We start from the raw sequence: 4,479 nt of genomic DNA on the forward strand, positions 1-4,479 counted from the left end.
CGAACGCAAGGCTTGCTTCAGAACACTGATCTTAGCTGTTCCGTTGTTTACTTGAGCCACCTAGGCGCACTCCTTCTCGCCTTTCTTGAACGGCCGGCGACTCTTCGCCGGGCGATCCCTAACAGGATCGGCCCCCACAGGCCGTTAACAAGTTACTGTATGCTGTGCAGCGCGTAAGCCATAATCGACAAAATCTATCGGGTCAACCTGACATGCCATTCGGCCATGAGCAAGTTTCACCGACGCCCCTCTTCCCAGAGGCAGCAGGAATACAAGTAGGGAAGGGCCGGTATTTTACAAGTCTCTTCCAACATTGACGGTTTTTTTAGAGACGGGGCGTTACCGGAATGCGACACCTACGCCCGGCGCGCGCGCGCCTTAACCGAGCGCACCAGCGCCACTTGGCCGGTAGGCACACACTTGCCAAATCATAATTCTCGATCACTCGGCGGCGCGCGGCTTGGCGCATGCCGCGATAGGCTTCCGGGCGCTTGAGACCGTCGAGAACCGCCGCCGCCAGCGCGGCAGGATCGAAGAAATCCACCAAAACCCCCTCTTTTCCATCGTCGATCACCTCCATAACCGGCGCGGTGCGCGAGCCGATAATAAGGCATTCGCAGGCCATCGCTTCCAGTAACGACCAGGACAGGACAAAAGGATAGGTGAGGTAAACGTGCGCGGCCGATAGCTGCAACAGCCCGATAAAGCTGGGATAGGGGATATTCCCCAAAAAATGCACCCGGCGCTTATCGATCCGATCCGACACTTCGTCGAAAAAGCGCTGCTTCCACGAGGGGCCGCCCTTCGGTGGCGGGGCGCCATAGCTCACCCCTTCGCCGCCGACGATCATGATTTGCGCGGTCGGGTGTTGCGCCAAAATTTCCGGCAAAGCCCGCATGAAAATATGATAGCCGCGATACGGCTCTAAATTGCGGTTCACAAAGGTGACGATGGGATCACCCGAGCGCAGCGTCACCCCCGCCTCTTTCAGCGTCATGCTCAGCCCGCCACGCGGCGCAATCGCCTGAGTATCGACCCCGTCATGGATGACCGAAACCCGGTCCCACTCCCAGCGGGGATAGGTTTCTTTCTGCCATCGGGTTGGCGACAGTCCCCAGTCCATCTGATGCAGCGCCCACAGCGGGGCAGGCTGCTTGCTGGCAACCCGGAGGCGATTGTCGAAATCGGTGGACGCGAATTCCGGATCGAAATCGGTATCGACACCCTGGCTATGGTAGAAAAACTCAAGAAAATGAAGCTGGCGCGCCGCAGGCCAAACTTCGCCCAAAAACAGCGTTTCGCCCCAGCCTGGATGCGCGACGATGACATCGGGGGTAAACCCCTGGTCCCGCATCGCCAGAGCTGTTTTCACCGCCGAGGACGCCCGGATAAGCTTAGCTTCCGTATCGAGCAGCAACGGCGAGATGTTCGGGGTCGTCCCCTGCGTCGCCACATGGCTGAAGGCTTGAAGCCCAGGAAAACTCTTTCCCGCCTGCATGGACAGCGCCGCCACGGTCACATCACTCATGGCCGCGAAGGCGGGGGCGAGCGATTTAAACTGGCCAGGAAAATTCTGGTGAACGAAGAGCAGCTTCATGGCAGCAACCGAACCGCCCCAAACATGGGGCGATTCTCACTTACACGGCTTCAACCGACGCAACGCCCATGACCATTTCCGAAGCCTGGAAAACGCCGATCAGGGTAACGCGCGTCGTTTCGTTGAATCTAATAATAATGTCGCCCGTATAGCTGAACAGAACTTCAGGCGTATGCGCCATCAAGCTCGGATCTTGCAAGATGAGTTGATCGACCCCGAAGGTGAAATTCTTGATTTGAATATTCCCCTTCTCGATCAACACGCTTTCATGCGCATCGGTCAGCGTGAGGGTTTTACCATTTTGCCCCTCAACGAGGATCGCAACGGCGGCAGCGGACACGGCACCGCCCTTCCCGCCGAGCTCTTGGGTGTTTCCTTGCCCGGCAACAAGCTCAAGCAGCCGAATATCGACAAGGCTCTGGTGGAACTGCAACGTCCCCCCATCAAGGGTTAGATCGAAACTCGTCGGCCCCGTCGAGACGATGGCGGACGCCGCTAGCGTCGACACGGTCGCCTTGCCGACAATCGTCGTAACCGCCCCGGCAGTCGCAGGCGCTGTCCCGAACGACGCCGTTTCCGGCACTAAATGCTCCTGCGACAGCAGCGATGCGCCAAACGCGGCGGCACTCGACAGCTCTGACGCCACAGGGGTTGCGACCGAAACACTGGCCGTCAAAAGCGGCAAACCGCTCGCCGACTCGAGATTCCCCGACAGCGTGGCCGTTCCTGCTGCCCCGGCATTCGGATTATAGTCCGCACCAGGCTGATCGGCATTATGGGCCGAGACCACCGTCGGCACGGGAGCGGCATTGCCTTGCACGCCATCGCTCCCCACTGCCGCGTCGCCCTGGGGCGACACATCATCAGCGACGAGTTGATGGGGCAAGGCTGCATTTTTGGTTTCCACGGCCAAATCGATCGCATCGGCGGTAAATTCCGCGTTATCGATTTGATTGGCTTGGGTAATCGCCGCCGCCAGCATGGCAAGCGCCATAGAATGTTGCGTCGTCGTTTCGCCCGCCGACATTTTTCGCGACCCCGGCGCATCGGAAGCCCCAGCATCCGCCCGGTCCTTGCCCTTGCTGTTCAGCAGGGTCATGGCGCGGTCGATCCAATCGGCTTTGATCTTGGTGGCATCCGCCGCCCGATGATCGCCCGCCTCACCGGCCTTGAGCGGGCCGCTCGCCGCCTGACTTTCTTCGGTCGCCAAGAAAGACGCCGCCACGAAAGCGACCAGCAGCATGAACGGATGAAACACAACCGAGCGCTCGGCCTGGCTCTTCTGCTGGCTTTCCATCGCCTGAACCGGCTTCAGTCGGCGGATCACATCGCTCAGATCGACGCCGCTGACAAGACCATTAGCCGACAGCCCATGCACCATGATCTCGCCGTTAATGCGGGCGAAATGGGCAATCACGTCTTCGGTTTGGCTATTATAGAAAACGAACCAAGGGTCGCCCTCGTCCGACAAGCCCATATCGGTTTCAACCATCATGCCCGACTGCCGCAGCACATGCGCCACGCGGAACAACTCCCCGAGCTCTGCGGTGCTCCAAGGGGGGCCGACCCGCACTTGCGCACGCGGGACGAACGGGATGATTTTGGCGAGACCGCTATAGTTCACGGGGTAACGAGCCTCCTAGCTTAGGCGTGGAGCGTAACAGAAGTTTTCGGACAAACACAACTCCCAGCCCAAAGGTTTCCGGCGCAGTGACGTAAATTTGCAACGCCTCGTGCGCCTCAACCGATAAGCGTAATGTCGCCCCCGGCAATGGTAAGCCCCGAGCCGACCGTAACCCCCGTCAGTTTTATCACCACATCGTTCGTGGAGAGGCCCACAGTGCCGTCGCTAATGAGAATGAAGGCGTCGGAGCCTTCTTGCCAAATCACCGTCGCCTTATTCGTGCCGGCCACCGCCGCTTCCGCCGCCGCCAGATGCAGCGCGAGGGTATTATCGGCGGCATTGAAGGTCGCCACGCCCTTGGTGCCGATCGTCGCCACGCCTGCGCCCGCCACGAAAACTTGCGTTCCCAAGATCAGATCGGACGTGAAATCGATCTTGCTGTCGGTTCCGGCGCGCCAATCGGTGATCGTGTCGAACTTGGTCGCCGAGGCGTCTTTGGTGGAGGTGGTGTTGAACACGAAGCTATTCGCCCCCGCGCCCCCGGTGATCGTATCGAAACCGTCGCCGCCGTTCAGCGTATCGGCCAAGCGGGTGCCGACGATCACGTTATCAGCGGCGTTCCCGGTAATCTGTGCGCCGAAGCTGGTCACACCCGACAGATCGATATTATTCGCGGTATTCCCGCCAATCGCCGAACCGCTGATCGTTTGCGCCGTTAGATCCGCCACCAACGTTAACGTCGCGACACCGCTCACCGTGATCTGCCCGCCGGTATTCGTGATGGTCAAACTCTGGCCCGTGCTGAAATTCAGCGTGGTCGTATCGGCGATCCCTGCGAAGTTATTCCCGTCCTTATCCTTCAAGAACCCGGCATCCATCTTGATATAATAGGAGCCATTGGTCAGAAGATCGTCGGTTGGGTTAAGGGTCAATTTCGTCGTGGTTGTTTTCACGAGACTGGATTTAACCGTGAAAACCTCCACCAGCGTTCCATCGGATTTATAGAGATACAGATTCCCCGACGTGCCGAGCTGCACTTCCTTATTAAAGGTAATCGACAGATCGGCCTTAGGATTGAAGCCCGAGGTATTGTCGAGCGGATCGGAGGTGGAAATTTTCGGCGAGTTAACGCTGATGAAATACCCCGGCAAGGTCTTGCCCGTCGTATCCAAACCGACCGGAATATACAAAAGCTGTCCGGCGACTGGCGTGAAATCGGTCGGAACCGTCAGCGTCGATACCGTGACGCCGCTATTGC

Annotated in this window: 3 protein-coding genes; all 3 read right to left on the reverse strand. The window is 58.7% G+C overall.

What is annotated here, in order from left to right; all coding sequences use genetic code 11:
* Positions 1 to 325: 325 nt before the first annotated feature.
* The gene (locus VZ95_RS05305; protein ID WP_084627590.1) at positions 326 to 1,597 is read right to left on the reverse strand and encodes a glycosyltransferase; all 1,272 of its coding nucleotides are present in this window, start codon (positions 1,595 to 1,597) and stop codon (positions 326 to 328) included.
* Between the two features lie 40 nt (positions 1,598 to 1,637).
* Entirely contained in the window at positions 1,638 to 3,221 is a 1,584-nt protein-coding gene (locus VZ95_RS05310; protein WP_045774943.1) for a hypothetical protein, read from the reverse strand.
* A 116-nt stretch (positions 3,222 to 3,337) separates the two neighbouring features.
* Positions 3,338 to 4,479: Ig-like domain-containing protein (locus VZ95_RS05315; RefSeq protein WP_045774944.1), on the reverse strand; the 1,142-nt coding region annotated here is incomplete at its 5' end.

Origin of the sequence: Elstera litoralis (assembly GCF_000963705.1) — a bacterium.
Lineage (GTDB): Bacteria > Pseudomonadota > Alphaproteobacteria > Elsterales > Elsteraceae > Elstera > Elstera litoralis.

Coding starts and splice junctions, on each gene's coding strand:
- VZ95_RS05305 (WP_084627590.1), bottom strand. CDS start 1,597: ATGAAGCTGCTCTTCGTTCACCAGAATTTTCCTGGCCAGTTTAAATCG.